General features: G+C 66.9%; 22 protein-coding genes, 1 tRNA gene and 1 pseudogene. 5 read left to right on the top strand and 19 right to left on the bottom strand.

Translation table 11 applies throughout. The features are described from left to right. Nucleotides 1–44: 44 nt before the first annotated feature. Nucleotides 45–584: a response regulator gene (locus AC067N_RS27870; protein ID WP_478681623.1), complete on the bottom strand. Its 540-nt coding sequence runs from the start codon at nucleotides 582–584 to the stop codon at nucleotides 45–47. Nucleotides 585–706: 122 nt separating this feature from the next. Here AC067N_RS27870 and AC067N_RS27865 point away from each other — a divergent pair. From AC067N_RS27865 to AC067N_RS27855, 3 genes are all read left to right on the top strand, one after another. Continuing rightward, a tRNA-Arg gene (locus tag AC067N_RS27865) sits at nucleotides 707–778 on the top strand. A 358-nt stretch (nucleotides 779–1,136) separates the two neighbouring features. Next, the gene (locus tag AC067N_RS27860) at nucleotides 1,137–2,327 is read left to right on the top strand and encodes a DUF262 domain-containing protein (RefSeq protein ID WP_478681622.1); all 1,191 of its coding nucleotides are present in this window, start codon (nucleotides 1,137–1,139) and stop codon (nucleotides 2,325–2,327) included. A gap of 9 nt (nucleotides 2,328–2,336) precedes the next feature. Further along, nucleotides 2,337–2,948 carry a HEPN domain-containing protein gene (locus tag AC067N_RS27855; protein WP_478681621.1) on the top strand — a complete coding sequence of 204 codons (612 nt, stop codon included), beginning with the start codon at nucleotides 2,337–2,339 and terminating at the stop codon, nucleotides 2,946–2,948. Nucleotides 2,949–3,067: 119 nt separating this feature from the next. Here the strand turns inward: AC067N_RS27855 and AC067N_RS27850 are convergent, their stop codons facing one another. The 17 genes and pseudogenes from AC067N_RS27850 to AC067N_RS27770 all read right to left on the bottom strand — a co-directional run bounded on the left by AC067N_RS27850 (nucleotide 3,068) and on the right by AC067N_RS27770 (nucleotide 14,794). Beyond that, nucleotides 3,068–4,525 carry a tyrosine-type recombinase/integrase gene (locus tag AC067N_RS27850; protein ID WP_478681620.1) on the bottom strand — a complete coding sequence of 486 codons (1,458 nt, stop codon included), beginning with the start codon at nucleotides 4,523–4,525 and terminating at the stop codon, nucleotides 3,068–3,070. Next, nucleotides 4,522–4,713 (bottom strand): helix-turn-helix transcriptional regulator, encoded by a 192-nt coding sequence (locus AC067N_RS27845; RefSeq protein WP_390104273.1) that lies wholly within the window; start codon nucleotides 4,711–4,713, stop codon nucleotides 4,522–4,524. Before AC067N_RS27845 ends, AC067N_RS27850 begins: the two co-directional genes overlap by 4 nt. Then, nucleotides 4,710–5,855 (bottom strand): AAA family ATPase, encoded by a 1,146-nt coding sequence (locus tag AC067N_RS27840; RefSeq protein ID WP_478681619.1) that lies wholly within the window; start codon nucleotides 5,853–5,855, stop codon nucleotides 4,710–4,712. Before AC067N_RS27840 ends, AC067N_RS27845 begins: the two co-directional genes overlap by 4 nt. Further along, nucleotides 5,852–6,241 (bottom strand): hypothetical protein, encoded by a 390-nt coding sequence (locus AC067N_RS27835; RefSeq protein WP_478681712.1) that lies wholly within the window; start codon nucleotides 6,239–6,241, stop codon nucleotides 5,852–5,854. Before AC067N_RS27835 ends, AC067N_RS27840 begins: the two co-directional genes overlap by 4 nt. Nucleotides 6,242–6,306: 65 nt before the next feature. Continuing rightward, nucleotides 6,307–6,750 (bottom strand): annotated as a pseudogene (locus AC067N_RS27830) (bifunctional DNA primase/polymerase); the annotation flags it as partial. An 86-nt stretch (nucleotides 6,751–6,836) separates the two neighbouring features. Beyond that, nucleotides 6,837–7,325, bottom strand: a complete 489-nt coding sequence (locus AC067N_RS27825) for a single-stranded DNA-binding protein (RefSeq protein ID WP_478681618.1) — start codon at nucleotides 7,323–7,325, stop codon at nucleotides 6,837–6,839. A 28-nt stretch (nucleotides 7,326–7,353) separates the two neighbouring features. Then, a complete protein-coding gene (locus AC067N_RS27820; protein WP_478681617.1) occupies nucleotides 7,354–8,148 on the bottom strand; it encodes a deazapurine DNA modification protein DpdA family protein in 795 nt (264 codons plus the stop codon). Further along, on the bottom strand, nucleotides 8,145–8,747 hold the full coding sequence (locus AC067N_RS27815; protein WP_478681616.1) for a hypothetical protein: 603 nt from the start codon (nucleotides 8,745–8,747) through the stop codon (nucleotides 8,145–8,147). The genes AC067N_RS27820 and AC067N_RS27815 overlap by 4 nt, the downstream gene beginning before the upstream one ends. A gap of 15 nt (nucleotides 8,748–8,762) precedes the next feature. Beyond that, entirely contained in the window at nucleotides 8,763–8,957 is a 195-nt protein-coding gene (locus AC067N_RS27810; RefSeq protein WP_399942888.1) for a hypothetical protein, read from the bottom strand. Beyond that, nucleotides 8,954–9,229 carry a hypothetical protein gene (locus AC067N_RS27805; protein WP_478681615.1) on the bottom strand — a complete coding sequence of 92 codons (276 nt, stop codon included), beginning with the start codon at nucleotides 9,227–9,229 and terminating at the stop codon, nucleotides 8,954–8,956. Before AC067N_RS27805 ends, AC067N_RS27810 begins: the two co-directional genes overlap by 4 nt. A gap of 141 nt (nucleotides 9,230–9,370) precedes the next feature. Further along, the gene (locus tag AC067N_RS27800) at nucleotides 9,371–11,608 is read right to left on the bottom strand and encodes a serine/threonine-protein kinase (protein WP_478681614.1); all 2,238 of its coding nucleotides are present in this window, start codon (nucleotides 11,606–11,608) and stop codon (nucleotides 9,371–9,373) included. Between the two features lie 137 nt (nucleotides 11,609–11,745). Continuing rightward, on the bottom strand, nucleotides 11,746–12,081 hold the full coding sequence (locus AC067N_RS27795; RefSeq protein ID WP_399942880.1) for a hypothetical protein: 336 nt from the start codon (nucleotides 12,079–12,081) through the stop codon (nucleotides 11,746–11,748). Then, nucleotides 12,078–12,728, bottom strand: a complete 651-nt coding sequence (locus AC067N_RS27790; protein WP_478681613.1) for a GGDEF domain-containing protein — start codon at nucleotides 12,726–12,728, stop codon at nucleotides 12,078–12,080. Before AC067N_RS27790 ends, AC067N_RS27795 begins: the two co-directional genes overlap by 4 nt. Further along, nucleotides 12,725–13,732, bottom strand: coding sequence for a DUF2637 domain-containing protein (locus AC067N_RS27785; protein WP_478681612.1), 1,008 nt, complete (start codon nucleotides 13,730–13,732; stop codon nucleotides 12,725–12,727). The genes AC067N_RS27790 and AC067N_RS27785 overlap by 4 nt, the downstream gene beginning before the upstream one ends. Further along, complete coding sequence (locus AC067N_RS27780; protein ID WP_478681611.1) at nucleotides 13,729–14,055, bottom strand: DUF6303 family protein; 327 nt, start codon at nucleotides 14,053–14,055, stop codon at nucleotides 13,729–13,731. The genes AC067N_RS27785 and AC067N_RS27780 overlap by 4 nt, the downstream gene beginning before the upstream one ends. Beyond that, on the bottom strand, nucleotides 14,052–14,504 hold the full coding sequence (locus tag AC067N_RS27775; RefSeq protein ID WP_478681610.1) for a Pycsar system effector family protein: 453 nt from the start codon (nucleotides 14,502–14,504) through the stop codon (nucleotides 14,052–14,054). Before AC067N_RS27775 ends, AC067N_RS27780 begins: the two co-directional genes overlap by 4 nt. After that, entirely contained in the window at nucleotides 14,501–14,794 is a 294-nt protein-coding gene (locus tag AC067N_RS27770) for a hypothetical protein (protein ID WP_478681609.1), read from the bottom strand. The genes AC067N_RS27775 and AC067N_RS27770 overlap by 4 nt, the downstream gene beginning before the upstream one ends. 550 nt (nucleotides 14,795–15,344) lie before the next feature. Between AC067N_RS27770 and AC067N_RS27765 the strand changes: the two genes are divergently transcribed. Both AC067N_RS27765 and AC067N_RS27760 read left to right on the top strand, forming a co-directional pair. Then, the gene (locus AC067N_RS27765) at nucleotides 15,345–16,112 is read left to right on the top strand and encodes a helix-turn-helix domain-containing protein (RefSeq protein ID WP_478681608.1); all 768 of its coding nucleotides are present in this window, start codon (nucleotides 15,345–15,347) and stop codon (nucleotides 16,110–16,112) included. Continuing rightward, entirely contained in the window at nucleotides 16,112–16,585 is a 474-nt protein-coding gene (locus tag AC067N_RS27760) for an NUDIX domain-containing protein (protein ID WP_478681607.1), read from the top strand. Before AC067N_RS27765 ends, AC067N_RS27760 begins: the two co-directional genes overlap by 1 nt. Here the strand turns inward: AC067N_RS27760 and AC067N_RS27755 are convergent. After that, nucleotides 16,573–17,142, bottom strand: coding sequence for an HD domain-containing protein (locus AC067N_RS27755; RefSeq protein WP_478681606.1), 570 nt, complete (start codon nucleotides 17,140–17,142; stop codon nucleotides 16,573–16,575). The two genes, AC067N_RS27760 and AC067N_RS27755, sit on opposite strands and share 13 nt — an antisense overlap. Between the last annotated feature and the right edge of the window lie 6 nt (nucleotides 17,143–17,148).

The raw sequence follows: 17,148 nt of genomic DNA, 5'->3' as shown, positions 1-17,148 counted from the left end.
CGCACCCAGTCGGCCTGGGGCACGGCCGAGGCCTCGGTCGAAACTCAGTGCCCGTGGCGCCCGGCGCACTCCGCGCCCTCGCCCACACCCACGTCCCCACCATCCGTGCCGCCCGCCGGAGCGTCGGCGCCGATCCCTAACGGCGAGGAGGGATCGGACTCACCCCGTTCGACCAACTGCCTGACAAGGGCAACCAGTTCATTGGGCTCGAAGGGCTTGGCGAGGAAGGCGTCGACGCCGACGTCCAGCCCGGCCTCGACCTCATACTGCGAGCAGGCGCTGACGATGGCGAGAGGCAACCGCTGTGTACGGGAGTCACCGCGAAGCCGGGCGGCGGTACGGAGACCATCGAGCCGGGGCATCACCACGTCAAGGGTGATCACGTCGGGGCGAACCTGATGAACGACATCCAGACACTCGGCACCATCGGCCGCGGTCACCACCTCGAAGCCCTCCAGCTCGAGATTGACCCTGATCAGCTGCCGGATGACCTTGTTGTCGTCCACAACAAGCACCCGACCGGACACGCCTGGCACAACTCGAGAGTAGGTCCAGCCCCACCGCCGCGTCCGGGTTTTCCCCACTTCCGCCCCTCCGGGCGACGTCCCCCAGCTCACCCCACCCCCACACCGCCAAACCCGTTCCTGATCTCCCTCGCAGAGCTGGTAGGGTTCTACCCGTCGCCGCCAAACAAGGCGCCCGACACGCCCCCGTAGCTCAGGGGATAGAGCAACGGCCTCCGGAGCCGTGTGCGCAGGTTCGAATCCTGCCGGGGGCACTTAGCAGAAAGCTGCGCAGTTGTGCTGCTGACCTGCGGAAGTGCCAATATTGAGAGCCGGATCCAGTCCCACTGGGTCCGGCTCTTTGTCGTTGTGTGGCACGGGTTCCGAGTGAGTAGTGAGTGGGCTTCTGCCTAGATCTCACACTCGGAAGGTGGCTGGCACCCCAGGCGTGTGACCGGATGACCTCCATCGCACGCGTCGCGCGAGAGAACCATTCTCTACCCAGAATCGTTGAAACTTAAACGTCTACACCCCGCCACACTCCACCCTCGCGACTGGTAGAACTCTCAGACATCGACTGCACAAGATCTACCCGAAGCGCACAAAGCGTCGCTGGCCACCTTAGGAGGAATCATGACTAATCAGAGCCCCGAGGAAATGATCCCCGTCGACGACGCGTCAGGCGAAAGCGAAGAGGACGTCATTGACCGCCTCACTGCCGCTCGAGCGAGCATTTCTGCCACAGACTGGACGATTGAGACCATCATCACTCAAATGAGGAAAGGGCGGATTGACCTTAATCCAAAGTTTCAGCGACGCGCTGCTTGGACGAACCCCACAAAGAGCCGCTTTGTAGAGTCAGCGATTTTGTCATATCCAATCCCACAGATCGTCCTCGCAGAAAAGCATGAACGCCCGGGCCATTACTTCGTGATCGACGGCAAACAGCGACTGCTCGCACTGCGACAGTTCTACGCCGGAGCAGGGGTTGAGGCGGATTCTGGGTTCGAACCATTCAAGATCACAGGAACATCAATTCTAGAAAGCGTGCGAGGTTTCGACATTAAGAAACTCGAACAACAGAGGACAGACCTGTTCGACGCGTTCGAGAATCATACGATTAGGACCGTCTCAATCAAGGGGTGGGAGTCTGAAGACTTCCTTTACACACTCTTCTTGCGCCTCAACACCGGCAGCGTCCCTTTGTCAGCCCAAGAACTCCGGCAAGCTCTAGTACCTGGCGATTTCGTCAACTTCGTAGATGAACAATCTGGAACAAGCCCGGGACTTCAGCACCTCCTGGGAAACAAGGGGCCAGATCGACGAATGTACGATGCTGAAATTATGGTTCGCTACCTAGGTTTTCAAAGCTCAGCGACTCCATACAAGGGGAATCTGAAGGATTTTCTGGACAAAACTTGCATTTATTACAACAAAACGTGGCAGTCCGCTTCTCACGAGATTGTCAGCAAGCTCTCAGAAATGGAACGGGCGATTGATGCCGCGCGAGAGATTTTCTCTGACGATGGTGCTTGCCATAAATGGTCCGGCGTAAAATGGGAGCGGAGTCTAAATAGGGCAGTCTTTGACGTGCAGATCTATGCACTCTCCGACGAGAGAGTGCGGAACATCGCATTGGGCCGGGCCCCTGAAGTTCTGGCAGCATTCAAAAAAATCTGCATCGAGAACGAAAAGTTCGTCGCCGCCATCACCAGCACAACCAAAAGTATCGAGGCGACTAAGAACCGCTTCGATATTTGGAATCGGGAATTGAGCGAGGTGCTGGGTATCACCATTCAGCGCCCAGCATGCCTCACAAACTGAGAGGTCACCATGGACCTAGTGACCTGCCTCAGAAGTGATATCGAGGAACTGAAAAACTCTCTCCTCGACAACGAAGTGCTAGCAGTCTTGCCACCAGATGACCTCAGCAGGCGTCAGCAACTGCTGATCACATCGTTTGTAATCCTCTCCCACGCTCACATCGAAGAGTTCATCGAAGATCTTTTCTTGACCTACATCGAGAATCGAGAAAAGGAAGTAGGAGATCTAGCAACGCCTCGATGTTTTGTAGAGCTGGCCCTCCATTTCTCCGGAGACCTTATCGGCCAGAGAGCTGGGAAGAAGTTCGACACAAAGCAGGTCTGCGTAACGGCAAAGAATCTTTACATCTCTAAAGTCGTGAAAATCAACAACGGCCTTAAAGAGGCCAACGTTACCTCTCTAGCAAAGCCGCTGGGCCTGCACGGTGACCAACTCTCCAACAAGTGCGATGACCTCTTTAAGGCCCTCAATACACTCGGCGGAAAAAGAGGAAAGATGGCTCACACGTCTTCGTCCCAAGCGGCAAGCGAGACCGTCTACCCATCGCAAGCCATTGCTTGGGTCGAAGACGTAGTGAGTCAGGTGCAAAGCCTGGTGGACTACCTCAACCCGAAGCCATGATCTTTGCACCAGATGGCGCACCATGCGCTAAGGAGCCGGACTCAGTCGCGCGTCCGGCTCCTTGTCGCCCTCAATCTGCGATCGCGAGTTGCTGGCAAGCGAGCAATCAGGCACTTTCCCTACCCCCACCCCATCGCCCTCTCGATCTTCTTATTGTTCACCTCCTCATGACCATCAATACATCCCTCGTACCGGCGGTGGATGACCTCAGGTGAGTTGCCAGCACGGCGGGCGACCTCTGCCACGGGCACTCCTGCATTCAGCCAGTTCGTGATGCAGGTATGCCGCAGGTCGTACGGTCGCTTCGCTAGCAGTGAGACCGTCTTGTCCGGTGGCAGCGCGAAGGGTCGCGATTCCTGCCACACCCTCCAGTAGCTGGAGGTCCCCAGAACACCACCGCGCTCGTTAGCGAAGAGCCTGCCGTCCTTGGCCGTACCGAATTCCTTGATGTGCTCACGGAGCATCTCGACCAGCAGCGGCGGTATGGGAACAGGCCGGTCAGCTTTGATCTCACGCGACTTGAGCCCCCGCCTGTCGTGGCGCTGCCCCGAATCGGTCCACTTCTTGCCGGACACCGGGCGGGTTTCCCGAAGGGTGAGGGTCCCCCAGCCCGTCTCGGGCAGATAGCAGTCCTTCTCTCGCAACCCGACCGCTTCCGCCGGCCTCATTGCGGCGTAGAGTTGGCAGCCGAAGAATGCGACCAGTCGACGGCCGCGATTGCGATGCACGGACCCCACGTACGAGACGGCCGTGAGAAGTGAATTCCCCTGAACGGCATTAACCAGGACCCGAGGATCCACCACATCACCAGCCGGGGATCCGATCCGCTTCACGTTGACGAGCGGATTTTCGTCCAGGTAGCCCGACTCGATCGCGTACTCCATTGCGGTGTTGAAGCCGCGGCGGCGCCGCTTGTACGTCTCCCCTGCCGCTGGCGTGCCGTCCAACTTGAAGGAGAGCCGGTACTGGACGTCCCGGAGAATCCTCGGGTCCGTCAGCGAGGACAGCGGAAGCGAACGGTTGGAGAGCCACGTACAGGCGGCCACGAGGTCGGGCGGGGGCTCTTCGCCTTTGTGGGCCGGTACGACAGCCCAGCGCACGGCTAGCCGCACTTCCTTAGGTGTCGGTGCCTTCGCTCCATCGCCCATCATGGCGAGCGCCACCGCGGCCAGGCTGTCGGCAATGCCTTCACGCGTCTTCGCTGCTGTAGTACGCCACCGCGCCGACATGTACTCGCGACTGAAGTCCCACCATGAGACGTCGGGATTTGCGTTCTCTCTCGCGGCGACGGCTCGAAGTTCGGACTCAGGCAAGCCGCTGTCGGCGGCGAACGCCTCGCCCCTACGCATTGCCTGCCACAACTCGGAGCGACGGCTCTCCGCGAGTGCCAGAGTGGCGAAGCTGGCCGACTTCACCTTGCCGGCCACAGTCCAACGAACCTGGTACGGAGCTCTCTTGCTCCGCACCTTGTTCACCTTCCATACGCGCACGTCGGTGGAGAGAACGGGTTCGTCCGACGCGGGCGGGCACCCCCGACGGGGGATGCCCGGATCCTGATGGTTGCTGCGACGGTTCACGCGGTTTCCTCCAGGCTGGAGATCCAACGCTCCAGATCTGACCTGCGGATGCGCACGGCACCGTTCGGGAGCTTGATCGCCTTGGGCCCTTTCCTGAGTTGTCGCCAGCGATAAAAGGTCGCGCGTGGAACGCCAATTTCGGCGATGACCTGGGGGATGCTCAACATCTCGTCTCGCGCCACAGTCACTTCCTTCCGTGCTGGACGGCAGACGTAGAGTCGGACAGTCGGACACCGGGGTCTTGAAGGTGTCCGGCCTGTTCGTGCAGGTCAGATGGGACAGTCGGACAGTCGGACACCTGGGACACCTCCGGGGGTGGGGTGTCCGGGTAGTAGCGGCCGCTGACGCCCTTGGTGAGCTGTCCCGCTTCCGCCATGCGGGAGCAGTACCGGCGCACGGTGTCCGCATCGATGTCCGGCAGCGCGGCGACGATGTCCCGCGGGCGCACGCCGGGGTTCTCCCTGACGTGCCGCAGGATCGATGCGCGGGTGTCGCCAATGGTGTGGTCCGAGACCGGTCCATCGAGCATCTGCCAAGCGCCGGAGGCTGCTTGGAACTTCAGGGCGTATTCGGCTTCGTCGACGTCGCGTCCCGTGACGTGCAGGATGCCGTCCGCCTGCCCGCGCGCCCGTTTCAGCACGAGCGTGGCGTCTGCCGCTCCGGCAATGCCGTTGGTGCCAGACACCTCCGTGAGGAAGTCCTCTGAGCCTGCCTTGCGGACGTGGTGGACCAGTACCACGGCGATGCCGTAGTGGTCGGCGATCCGCTTGGCGTAGCCGACGGCGACGTAATCCGCGTCGTACGCGGACACGCCCTGCGGTGCGGGACCGCGCATCTTGGCGAACACGTCGACGACGACCATGCGCGCGTCCGGGTTGCGCTCCAGCCAGTTGGCGATGGCATCACTACCCCCCTGAGGGAAGGAAGGACACTCGGTGACCAGGGTCAGCCCGGCCGGGGCCGCCTGTCCCCCCAAGATCTTGCGCATGCGGGTCTGGAGACGGCGGGGGGTGTCCTCCAAGGCGAGGTAGAGGACCGGGCCGCCTTGCACGGGCACGGAGTCGAAGGCATGCCCGCCGGCCGCGACCGCAAGGGCCAGACCGAGGGACAGCCAGGACTTTCCGACCTTGGGCGGACCGGCGAGCAGAGTCACGCCCTCAGCGAGGATGCCGGGCACGGCCCACTTCGGTTCCGGGAAGTCCGCGGCCATGAGCTGATCGGCAGTCCATGCGGTGCGGGGGCGCTCCCGCTTCGGCAGCTCGCGCGGAGCCGCCTCAGGGTCGCTGGGAACGGAGTACAGGTGCAGCGGTGGGATGGGGTTGGTGCTCATGCTGCAACCTGCCTGGGGCGGTGGGCTCCGGCGCGCAGGCCGGAGGCGACGGTGCGGCGGGCTTCGCGCTCGCCCTGGCCGACGCTGAGTGCCGCTTCGATGAGCTTCTCTGTCACCTCATACGCGTCTAGCTCTCCCCCGGCGACCAATTGACCGAGGGCAATGGAGGCGATGTAGAGCGCGTTGTTGTGCTGGTGCTCGCCAGAGCCGGTGACGCGGGCCAACTCGCCGTTGACTGCGGCAGTCAGGAACCTGCCGCGCCGATCGCGGGCCGTGAGCGGGACCGTGACCGGACGCTGCGGGGGCAGCGGTGCCGGGCGCAGCAGCTCGACGAGCCAGGCCGGTAGCAGTGCCACAGGGCCGTGGTGGGCGACTGTGTAGGACATCCACCGAAGGTGCTGCCTGCGCCGGCGACGAGCCCGCCGACGGCGCGTGTGTCGACCTTCCAGCCGAGCCCACGGGCGCTGTCCCCGGCTGTGTTGCGCAGGGGCTCACCCTCGGGTGCGGCGAAGTACAGGTGCGTGCCGCCGCTCCAAGTGCGGACCGTGTACGTATCGGCTGGGAAGGGCTGGCCGTGGCGCTCGCAGAGCAGGGCGAGCACGTCGGCACCGTCGGTGACACCGTGCGCGGCCCATTCGGCCGGCGGGATGTCGTCCGGGCCCTTGGGGGTGTCGAGGTCGACGACGACGAGCCCGGAGGGGCCAGTGGCGATGCCGACGTTGTAGGGGGCGTGCGTCCAACACCGGGTGATGCGCTCGCGGTCAGTGGTGGCGCGAGTCTCCCAGCCACGGACGGCAGGGCGCTTGGCGCCAGGGATGAGGGGGAAAACGTGCCAGCCGCGCGACGCAGCGCCAAGCGCAGCGCTGAGCTGGGCAGGGCCGTCCAGTTGAGGCATGCTGGAGGTTCTCCTGTTCTGTCGAAGGGACAAGGGAGCCGGGGCGGGCGCGGTCTTGTGGTGAGAGGCGCCCGCCCCGGGCGTGTCTAGAACGGCGGCTCGTTGCCCGCAGCCGGAGCACCGGCCGAAGCGGGCGCGCCCCATCCGCCGGAGGCGGGGACAGCGGTGTTCCACGCGTCGGTGGCCGGGCCGGAGGCGGCGCCGTTGCGCTGGACGCGTTCGACCTTGGCCGTGGCGAACTGGAGCGAGGGGCCGATGTCGTCGACTTCCAGGCCGAGCATCGAGCGGTTCTCGCCCTGGTCGTTCTGCCAGTTGTGCTGACGCAGACGGCCGGTGACGACCACGCGCATGCCCTTGGTCAGGCTCTCGGCGATGTGCTGGGCAAGGTCTCGCCACGCGGTGCAGCGCAGGAACATCGCGGTGCCGTCCTGCCACTGCCCGGAGGTCTTGTCGTAGCGGCGCGGGGTGGACGCAACGGAGAACTTGACCAGCGCGGCACCGGACGGGGTGAACCGCAGCTCGGGGTCTGCGGCAAGGTTGCCGATGACGGTGATGGGGGTCTCTCCCACGGACATGGGATCACTCACTTTCGGAACAGGGCCGTCAGGCCGCATCGAGGGTGGGTTGCTGCCAGGTAGGCAGCGCGCTGAGGACGCGAGTACGCCAGCGCAGCGCGTAGGGCAGGCAGTTGGCGCAGTTCTTGTGCGTGTGGCCCGGCAACGGGGGTCTGCGGCGTGCGTGGTAGCTCCATGCAGCAGAGTCCGCGGAGGCGAGCAGGTGGCCGACTTGTTCCAGACCGAGGGTCTTGAAGCCGAAGCCATGCAGGCGCAGCCCGCGCGCGGCCATGGCAGTGACGATCGCGGCGCCCTCGCGGGTGGACTGCAACCGGCACACCGATCCCAGACCCACCACCGGCTCACGGGCGAGGTCGACACCGGCCCGCGCGTACTGCTCGGCGCACCATTCGTAGTCCGGGACCGTGCGGCCTTGCAGGACGGGGATGATGCGCAACTCCGGGGCGAGTGAGCGCAATTCCAGAAAGTTCGCCACGGTGCGGTGCTGGTGATCGCGCACGCTCAGGTGCGTCCCGGCGAAGGTGAGCGGGCCCGCGGTACCGCCGTGGATGATGAGGTCTTCGCACATCCAGTCCTGCGGTGCCGCCCAGTCGTAGGGGCCCACGCACTCCCATATGCGGCGCAGGTCGTCCACGTACTGCCGCGGGGTGCGCGTCCAGCGGCCGTGCCGCTGGAGTTCGGTGAAACCGCCGGAGTCCACCGCGTACGGGCCCTGCGCCGCATCGAGCTTGACGGCGGCGGCGAAGTGCTCGGACTTTAGGAACAGCGGCACGCGGGTCAGGCGCACCCAGTGCCGTTTGTGGGTGGTCAGGTAGAACCTCACCGCTCCCCCCGCGCGGCCGGGAGCTCCGGCAGCCCCGCGGCTTCCACCGCCTGGGGGTCGAAGCCGGGCAGCGCGGCGCGGGTGACGAGTGCCTGCGCGAGCTGTTCGGCGTAGGCGGCGCCGGTGCGGGCCACCTCGATCTGTGTCGTGGCTCGCAGGGTCTCGACGCGCTCGATGTGGGCGTGTTCCTCACGCCGGTCGCTCACGTGCCGCTCGTACGCAGCGGTCTCGCGGCGGTCCTTGCGCCAGTAGCGGGCGGCGAGCCCGTACGCGCCGGCGGTGGCCACCGACCACAGCAGCAGTGGCAGCGGGAGCCCGTCGGCGTATCCGGCAACGCCCGCGAAGGCGAGGGCGCCGGAGGCGGCGAACGCGGTCCCGGCAATCGTGCTGTCTCCGGCGCGGCCGACGCTCGCGCACGCTCCCGCGGCGGCGGCGCCGATGGACAGTGCGGTCATCAACACGGCGTTGCCGACGGAGTGTTCGGCGCCGTTGGCGTTCCAGATGCGCGCCAGCGCGAGCACGGTCGTGGTGGCGAGTGCAGGTGCAGCCTTGGGTGCGGCGATGGCGAGCCAATGACGCTGCACGATCGGTTCGTTCACGGTGTCGGTCTCCCGTCAGTTGCCGAGGTCGCTGAGGGCGTCGGCGCACGCCTGCACGACGTCGTGGATGGGCTCGTACGCGCCGGTCCCGGCGGCGAAGAAGCCGAACAGGAACAGCACCAGGGCGGCGCCGCCTCCGGCGGACTTGGTCTTGACGGCGAAGGCGGACGCGGCGCCGAACAGCAGCACGGCGGAGATGTCGAGGATCATCGGGAGCCTTCCGGGCGGGGGGTGTCGGTGCCCGCGCAGTAGATGCGGGCCCAGCGGTTGTAGAGCCAGCGGCCGGCGCGTATGCGCTTGCCGGTCGCGCGGCAGCGGCGGCAGTCCTTGCCGCGCTTGAGCCGTCCCTTGCGGTCGGTCTTGAGCGCGTGGCCCATGCCGCGGCACGTGCGGCAGTTACCGAACGGCGAGACCGCACACACCGCGACGTAACACAATGTGACGCCGAGCAGGAGGGTGATAGCGAGCAGGGCAGGGGTCATGAGGGGCCCTTCCAGGCGGGTTTCAGGGGTTTCCGCAGGTGGGCCGCTATCCGCTAGCGGCCTGGTCAAAGGCGGTTTGGGGTGCTAGCGGGGTCGCTAACGTTAGCGGGGCATGCCGCTATCGTTAGCGACCCCGGACACTCAGCCCGCGTCCCGGTTTACGTCACGCTCCGCAATCACCGTGGTGATGTGGGAGCGGTCGATGCCGCGCCGGTTGACGACCTTGCCCTTGATCCGGCGCCCCACCTGGATCGTGGAGACGCCGTGCGGCTTCAGGGCCGCGGCCAGCCCCTCGGGGTCCCAGCCGCCATAGACGTCCTCGCGCAGTTCGGCGAGCCGGGCGACGACGGTTTCGGACCACACCTTGGGCTCATCGGCCGGGACCACGGCGAGGATGTCGGCGAGCAGGTTGTAGCCGCTCGCGACCGGCTCGGGTGCCTCCCCGAGCGCGTACCCGGACAGCAGTCCGGCCTTCTCGCGGGCCCTGCGGGCACGGGCGGCGATGTTGTCCGCGCCCGGCGCGTCCACGTAGACGGAAGACACGATGCGGGCATCGGAGCCTTCACCGACGAAGTAGTGAATGCCCTTGTCACCCCAGGCGAACATGGTCGCCCGCACGCCGCGCTTGTACGCGGACGTGCCGAGCACCATGTCGTTCTCCAGCTGGCCCATAACCTTCAGGCACCAGCGGGCCGACGCGTTCGCAGAGATGCCCGTGGGCAGCGCCTTGGCATCCGGCCGCTGCGTGGCCAGCAACAGCACGATCCCGGTGGCGGGACCGCGCTTGACCAGGTCGGTGCCGATCTCCTCGAACTCCTTGCCGTGCTCCGGGTGCTCGAAGAGCACCTGGCACTCATCCACCCCGATCACGATCGGGTGCAGACCCAGGGAGCGCTTGTCGGCAAGAGCGCTGGTCACCTTCGACTCGGGGCAGATATCCCGGGGCAGCGAGCGGATCACCTTGGTACGGCGCCGCAGTTCCTCGCGCAGCGCCCGCCAGTCGTTGAGCGCGTACAGGATGGCTTCGTCGTCGTCCCCGGCGGCGTGCCGGTGGGAGACGGCGTTGCCGACCGGGTCCAGGTCGCCCGTGCCCTTCATGTCGTAGGTGTGCAGCTCCGCGCGCGGGTCCAGGGCGGCGATGAGCAGCAGCAGCCTGAGCAGGAACGTCTTACCCATGCGCGGGATGGCGCCGATGATGCCCGCGATGTACATCAGCGTGACCTCGACCCAGCGTCCGCGCTGGTCAGTGCCATAGGCGACCGGCTTGAACAGATCCACCGATCCCGACTTGAGCAGGGGCCATGCGGGCTTCTTGGCCTTGTTCATGTCCTGGTCGCCCACCCACAGCACGAGGTGGCCGGTGTGCTCGTCCGGCACCGCTTCGGGCCACACGCAGCCCAGCGGGCGGCGCAGGCCGGAGGCGAGCCGGTCGCGGCGCTCGATGACGTCGGTCACGGTCACGCCGTAGGGCAGGTTGCCCTCCGCACGCCAGCCGGGGCCGTCGCGGGTGATCGGGGCGGTGAACTCGAACCCGTCCCGGCCCTTGGACTGCGCCTGGTTGATGGCCGGGATACCCAGCGCACCGAGCGCCCGCAGCACGATGTCACTGGTGAGCTTGACCGCCTTGGGCAGCTCAACCGCGCGGTGGATGACCGGGGCGTCCGCACGGCGGCCGGCGAACCCGAGCGTCATCACGACCGCGCTCACCGACACCGCCTGAAGCCAGTCGGGGGCGAGCACGTACAGGGCGAGCGCGGAGCCCAGCCCGACGAACATCGCCAGCACGGCCACGAGGGTGCGCAGTCGGACCCTGCCGTCACGCTGCCGCGACAGCTTCAGGTACTCGGCGGCATCCTCGCGCCGGACGGCGGCGAGTCGGACCGGCTCGCCCTCGCGGTCGGCCACCCACCGCATGGTGCCGCCCACGAACCGCGCGGCACCGGTCGGCGCCTGAAGCGCGAGGCGGGCGGCGTAGACCGGGGCACGCAGCGCGTGGTACCCGGCGGCGTGCGCGTAGTGGTGGGCCACCCACGCGGACGCGGTCCGCAGTTCCGCCAGCGAGCGCAGCCACACCGGCACGACCGCCCGGCGCTGCGCCGCTGCCAGCCGACCGAGGTAGCCGGGACCGGTGGCGGCCGGCGTCGGCTGGTCGACCATCACGGGCGCGGTCGGGTCGGCCGACTCGGCACCCGACCGGCTCGCGTCGGAGTCGGGCGACCGGTCGGCGTCGGGTCGGGCGCTCGGGTCAGCCGACTCGGTGCGTGCCGACCGTGCCTTGTCGAGGTCGACCACGTCACCCCCGGACGGGGCGTCGGAGTCGGCGGCCATCTCGGCTTCCAGCCGGTTGAAGAGTTCGTTGTCGTCGTCGGGGTGCTTCACTGAGACTTCCTTCCGGAATTGGCGGGAGGGTGGGCCCGGCCGACGCTGTAGGAGGTGGGCGGCCGGGCCCGTGTTGGCGATGGTGAGTGCAGGGCAGCGCTGGAGAGGACCGGAATCCGGTCGCCAGAACGCGCGTGCTACAGGTCGAACAGGCCGCACTGATCCGTAGCGGCCGCGGGCAGTCGCTTGCGGGCGAGCCGGGCGGCAGCGGTGTGGCAGTCGGGGCACCACGCCCGCAGCTCACTCGCAGGGAGGCGAGCGGCGGCGACGTCGGTGGCGAGCGGGTCGACCGGCGCGGCCATGAGCCGTACCCGGCGCCCGTGCTTGCTGGTGTAGTGGTCGTGCTCGTGCTGGCACCGGCCGTCGCCCTTGGCGTGCGCGTTGCCGCACTCGCCCTCGCACTGGCAGCGGTAGTTGGCCGCACCCATGACCGTGGTGAACACGGCGGCACCGACGAGGGGCTGTGACTTCACGCCGCCACCCCCGCCACGGGCGAGTCCTGGCGGGCGCCCGTTCGGCCGGCGCGTCGTCCGGTGACGGTGGCGAACAGCCAGCCGAGCCCGGCGCGCCGGGTTCCGGCGCGAGCCTGTTTGGCCGCGTACATCGCCTCATCCGCCCGCCGCAGCAGCGCGGACAGGTCGTCGGCGGGGAAGTCCGCGGCACGTACCCAGCCGAGCGAGACCGTGGTGGATACGGCCGGGTCCTGGCCGTCGACCGGCCGGGCGAGCACACCGTGTAGCACGGGGAGCAGATCTCCAGCCGTGCCGTGGTCGTCGATGAGGACGGCGGCGAACTCATCGCCCCCGAGCCGCCCGGCGACCCCGGTACGGCCGACGTGGTGAGCGAGCCGGTCCGCGGTCGCCTTCAACAGCGCGTCCCCGGCCGCGTGCCCGTAGGCGTCGTTGATCTGCTTGAACTTGTCGACGTCGGCCAGCACCACGACCGCGCGCGGGTCCTTGAGTAGAACCGTGGCGCGGCGGGTGAAGCCGTCGCGGGTGCGTAACCCGGTGAGCGGATCACGCCGGGCGGTGTTCAGGGAGCCTCGCAGCCACCACACATGGACCGCCCAACCAGCGGCGAGCGGCAGCGCGGACAGCAGGACCGTGGCCAGAGTGTTCACGCTGCCACCCCCTGGGCACCGTCGCCGGACGCGTCCGACTCGGGGTTGTCGACAGAGTGCAGGGCGCACCCGTCGGCTCGCTCGGCGAGCAGGGCGTCACGCACCTGCCGGGCAGGGCCGGAGCCGCAGTGCAGTTCCTTGCGCAGCGCCTCGGCGTTGATCTGAGCGTCCGTCCAGTCGGCCGTGGCGGTGCGTGCCTCGGCGAGCAGTTCGGCCGTCGTGCGCTGCACCGTCTTGGCCTTGCCCGTCGTCGGCCGCTTGCGCGGCGGCTTCGTTGCCTCGCTCTTCGGCTTCTCGGGTGCCTGATCCGGCTTCGGGCTTGGTACGTCGTCGCCAGCGGGGGCGAGTTCGCCCGTGCGCAGCATCACGCGCTCGCGCCGCGGGGTCTTCCACCGCCACTTCCAGCCGTACCGCTCGTGCAGGTCCGCACGGGCCAACAGCCGCTCCCGCTCGCAGGCAAGCGCCCGGCTGTAGGAAGTGACCTCCCACAGCGTCATGCGCCGCCACAGCGCGAACGTGGACAGCGGGGCCAGGAACCAGCGAGAGAACCGGATCTTTTCCATGCGGCGGCCGGTGGCGGCGCCGATGCGGACGGCGTAGATGTGCGCGCCGATCTCGGAGAACACCACCCATAGCAGCGGCATCGTGCCGTGGGCCACCTTCGCCCACACGTCGTGTCCGGCGGCGATGTTCAGGCCGCAGGTGACCAGGGTGAGGACCCAGGGCACGAACCGCACCCAGGCAAGCGCCATGTCCATCCTGATCAGCAGCAGGTTGGCCACGGTGAACACCGGAATGGCCACGTCGATGCCGACCGGCAGCATCCACGGCTCGCCGAACCCCCAGCGGGCAGCAGCGGCCGACACTGCGTCGAAGGAAGAGATGAGACCGAGCGCGCCGACTCCCGCGGCGGCGAGCGCTCCGACTCCGGCGAGCCCCATCTCCGGCTTCGTCAGCGGCGGTATCGCCGAACGTTCGGCCTGTGTCGCGTCGGTGTTGGTCATGCCGCACCCCTGTCCAGCGGCCGGATCTGGGCCGCGGCCATCAGTTCCACCTGCTCCGGGTGCGGGTGGTACTCAGGGGTGGTGCTCTCGCACCACTCCCATTCGACGTCCTCGGCGAGCGCGAAGCCGAGCGAGGCAAGCGCCGCCGCGCGCTCTTCGACCGTCGGGACCTGCGGCGACGTGGGCCATGTAAAGACGGGCCAGTCATCCACCCGGCCGATCATCACAACGAACAGTTGCCAGCACAGCCCGGCGGTCCGCTCCGGAGCCGTCGTGCCGCAGCAGCGCATCGTTATCTGTGCCCGCAGCACCCGCCCGTTCATCGCGTACTCCCGACCGCGAGCAGGGCCGCCAGGATGAGCAGCGCACCGCCCACACAGGTCACGTCGACCGCGCGACGCAGGCAAGTGAACTTGGCGACCGCGAGACGGGACAGACCCGCAATGTCGGCAGCCAAATCACGACAGACGGCGTCGCTGATCTGCTCGGGGGTCAGAGTGGCCCACAGCGGGAAGCCGTGCCGCCCCTTGACGTTCGGCCGCACCGACCGCAGCAGCAGACCGGCCGCCGCGACCAGCACCGCCATACCGAGCCCGCCCACCACGTACGCGGGCAGGTTCATCGGCAGGTCACGGGCGACCGTCCAGGCGCCGGCGAGCACCGCGCCAACGAACGCCAGCAACAGGCCGGTCTTGGTGTCGGTCCGTGTGATCTCCGCCTTTACCTCCGCATGCGCAGCGGCGAGCTGGGCGTTGGTGTCCGGGGCGCTCATGCCGCCGCTCCCTTCCGGGAGGGCCGACGACGCACGGCCGGACGGACCAGCGGGACGACGTTGAACAACTCCGGGGCGTGCGCCTCGATCACCTCGGCGGCGATGCGGGCCACGTCGTCCGGGAGCTCCGGGTTGTCGGCGAGGATGTCGCGCGCCGCGTCCTTGCGGGCGGCGCACTCTTCCTCGCTCTCGCCCTCCTTCCCGAGCCACAGCTCCGGCGGGGTACCAAGGGCCAGTTCAATGAAGTCGTCGATGGAGACGGCCTGATGGCCGCCGATGTACGTGCGCATGCTGCGCTCCTGATGTCGAAGGGATAGGGAGTGCCGGGCGGTCGTGGCCTGGTGGTGAGAGGCGACCGTCCGGGATGTGCAACCCCATGCCGCGTACGCGGCGGGGCAGCGCCCCGGAAGCAGATTTGATCTGCCGCCATCACGGCTGTCCGGGGCCCGCAGCGCCAGAGCGCTGCGAGGGTTGGAGTCGTCCAGGTGCGCGGTCTTGCATCCGCGCGGCCGTCACTGCGGGGAGACGGCTCAGAGGCCCACGTATGCAGCCCCACCAGCGGCGGAGCGTTCTCAAAGATCAGCGGCTTCCTTCGAACCCGTTTCACGGGGCCCTCCGGACCGTTCCAAGAGGAACATGTATTACCTGTTCTTCATCATGCAGAGAGGGGTTCACCCCCGTCAAGCCCTTCGGCTGTTGGAGTTCGGCGAGCCCCTCGCCGCGATGTATCTACAGACTGGCGTCGGCGCGGACGACGCTCGACTTCGCACCTGTACGGCTCGGGTCGTTCTTAGCTAGCGTGAAGTCGTACCAAGTCGTCCCGGCTAGGCGGAGGTTGGTGTGGCAAACGAGCGACTGCGCGGCGCGATAGTGGACTTGGGCCTGACGCTCGATGAGGTCGCTGGACGGCTCGGAGTCGCACCCAAGACGGTCGAACGCTGGATCAACGACCCCGAGCGCAAGCCGTACCGCCGCTTCCAGTACGCGACAGCCTCACTGTTGAAGTGCGAGGTGTCGTATCTGTGGCCCGACGAACGGACATCAGCAGAGGTCACAGCCTCTGGCAACGCAGAGTTGGTCAGGCTCTATCCGCACCGCTCCGTGGTGATGCAGACCCTTTGGACAGACCTCTATTCCAAGGCGAGGCGCCAGTTCGATGTACTGGTGTACTCCGGCTTCTGGCTGACCGAAGACGCTACGTTCCACCGCATCGTCAAGGAGAAGTCAGCCGAAGGGGTGTCCATCCGCTTCCTCCTGGGAGAGCCAACATCGCAGGCCGTGGCCGCACGTGGGGACGACGAGGGGATCGGCCCGGCGATGGCAGCGAAGATCCGAAACGCCCTAGTCAACTACGGACCGCTCTTCGGCCTTCCCGGCGTGGAGTTCCGGCTGCACAGCACCACGCTCTACAACTCGATCTACCGAGCTGATGACGAGATGCTGGCCAACGGCCACATCTACGGCGTCGGCGCCTACATGGCCCCCGTGCTGCACCTGCAACGCGTTCCCGGTGGCGAGCTCTTCGACGCCTACGCTGAGAGCGTGGAACGGGTGTGGGAATCGGCCCGCCCTATCTCCTCGCCGGCCGACTGGGAAGGCACTAACTGATGGGCCGTATCGACTACTTCCGCGACCCGAACGCCCCAAAGGCCAACTCTGTGGTGCCCTCGGTCACGGCGATCGTGCGAGACGATGCGGGACGACTTTTGCTCATCCACAAGACCGACAACGATCTGTGGGCACTGCCGGGCGGCGGCCACGATATCGGCGAGCGCATCGCCGACACCGTCGTCCGTGAGGTCCTGGAGGAGACGGGCATCCAGGTGGAGGTAGACAGCGTCGTCGGGCTCTACACCGACCCTGAGCACGTGCTCGCCTACGACGACGGAGAGGTCCGGCAACAGTTCTCCATCTGCTTCCGAGCTCACTCCGTCGGCGGTTTCCTGCGCACCAGCAGCGAATCGAAGGAGGTCCGTTGGGTCGCCCCAACGGACCTCGATGGTCTGGACATCCACCCGTCGATGATGCTGCGCATCCGGCATGGCCTCGACGAGTCGCGCCGTGAGCCCTACATCGGCTGATCGCCAACCGATGCCTGCATCAAGCGTTCTTCAACACGGTCCGCAGCCGCGTGGATCTCAGGGGCCGCGCGCTGAATGAACCGCCCGACGATCGTATCCGGGCCGTATCGCTGCACGATCTCGTCCAGCCGTTCGGTTGGCGTGGTCTGCGTCCCGTCCGGTGTCGTCGTCATGTCGCAGAAGAGCAGAGCGTCAACGAGGTCCGGCCGCTCCAGCTCGAACTCGTTCTCTAGCTCATGCCTCAGTCCGCGTTCCTCAGCTTCCAGAAGCGCGCATGAGTGGTGGGCTACCAGACGAACGACCCGCTCGTCCGCGCCCTCCTGGTGCCGGAGGAACCTCGCGCCGTCCAGGGGGTGGAAGCCGGTGACTGCGATGGCCGGCGAGTACCCGACGTCGTGCAGCACAGCGGCGGCTTCCAAGAGCTCAGCGTCGTCCCCCAGGATCGGGTTGAGGGAGCGAGCGCGCTTGGCGACCCCGAGGGAGTGCGCCCACCGACGCGGGAGCGGATCGGACAGCAGCGATTCGGAGAGCGAGTACGCCCACTCAGTGAGTCCCATGGCGGT

This window comes from Streptomyces sp. NPDC042364 (assembly GCF_056437585.1).
This window is presented reverse-complemented; position numbering and strand designations above follow the sequence as displayed.